Genomic DNA, 1,248 nt, shown 5'->3' with positions numbered 1-1,248 from the left:
AAACGCTACATCGCCAACGAGATCCACCGCATCATCACCCCCCAACTAGCACAAACAACCGCAAAAACCCAAGAACACAACCCCCACCACTTGACATAGGAGCATCGAGGGAACCGGGACAACCCCGCCTGTGGTGTGGACGGGGTCCACTCGGTGCGCACACGCGGCGGTGAGGCGTCGGGTACGAGGTGCGGGGACCTATCCCACAGGTGGGGTTGTCCCGGGTTCCCGGGACGAACGCGACCACAAGCAGCGTCCGCCGCCTGACTACGCGGCCCCCACCCCCCGGAGCGAGGCCGCTCGCCGCGCAGGCGCCGCCGGAGGCGCCTTTCGCCCTTGACCTTCGCCCGTGAACACACACACCGCCGCCCGCCGCCACGACACCCGCGACCACCCGAACCGCCGCGCGGTCGTGCACAGACTCACCGCCGGCCGCCAACGCCAGCCGCGTGGCACAACCGAACTGCGTTCCCCTGCGAGGCCATCCAACCATGCGCGAAGCCGTAAAAAGCCCTTAAAACCCACAAACCAACCGCACCTACCCGCCACCAGCACCCACGCATAGGTCAACAGCGCCGAAAGAGTCCGCCGCCGACCGTGTCCCGGTCGGCGGCGGACTTTTCCGTGTCCTGCGAAGCTACTTCCCGTACGTGCAGAGGTGGTCCATCTGCTGCAGGTCGGACTGGAGCTTGGTCTGGTCGCCGTTCCCGGTGGCGATCGCGGCGTAGTCGTCGTGCACGGCCTGCACCGTCGAGCGCACGTCGCTGCGCTTGGCGTCGTTGGCGGCCGTCGCCAGATCGCTGATGAGCTTGGTGAGGTCGTTCTGGACCGCGTTCTGGTCGCCCTTGTTGGAGTCGGCCTCGATCTGCTTCGACTGCTCCAGCACCGCCGTCTTGCCGCGCGTGCATCCCGGGTCCAGGACCGACGGCTTCGAGGCGATCACGCCGCCCAGCAGGCCGGCGCCGGCGGTCACCAGGATGGACAGCACCAGCGCCGTGATGGCCAGGCCGCGTCCGCGCGCCTTGCCCTTGGCGGTCTTCACCATTCCGATGATGCTCAGGATCAGGCCGGCCAGCGGAACCCAGAACAGGCACAGCGCCACGATCGCGACCGCGCTGGTCACCATGGGCCGCGGTGGCGGATACCCGTAGCCGTACAGCGGCGGCATCGGCCCCGGACCCGGCATCCCGCCCGGTCCCGGCATCTGCCCCGGCGCGCCCTCCGGTCCACCGAACCCACCCGGAGCGC

Annotated in this window: 1 protein-coding gene; it reads right to left on the bottom strand. The window is 68.8% G+C overall.

Annotated elements, in window-relative coordinates:
- Positions 1 to 637 precede the first annotated feature (637 nt).
- Positions 638 to 1,248, bottom strand: a 611-nt coding sequence (locus GWK61_RS54650) for a DUF4190 domain-containing protein (RefSeq protein WP_228564574.1), incomplete at its 5' end; no start/stop codon positions are given.

The sequence above is a fragment of the Catenulispora rubra genome (genome assembly GCF_015356825.1).
Lineage (GTDB): Bacteria > Actinomycetota > Actinomycetes > Streptomycetales > Catenulisporaceae > Catenulispora > Catenulispora rubra.
Note: the sequence above shows the minus strand (reverse complement) of the source record. Positions and strands in the feature narration are given on the sequence as shown.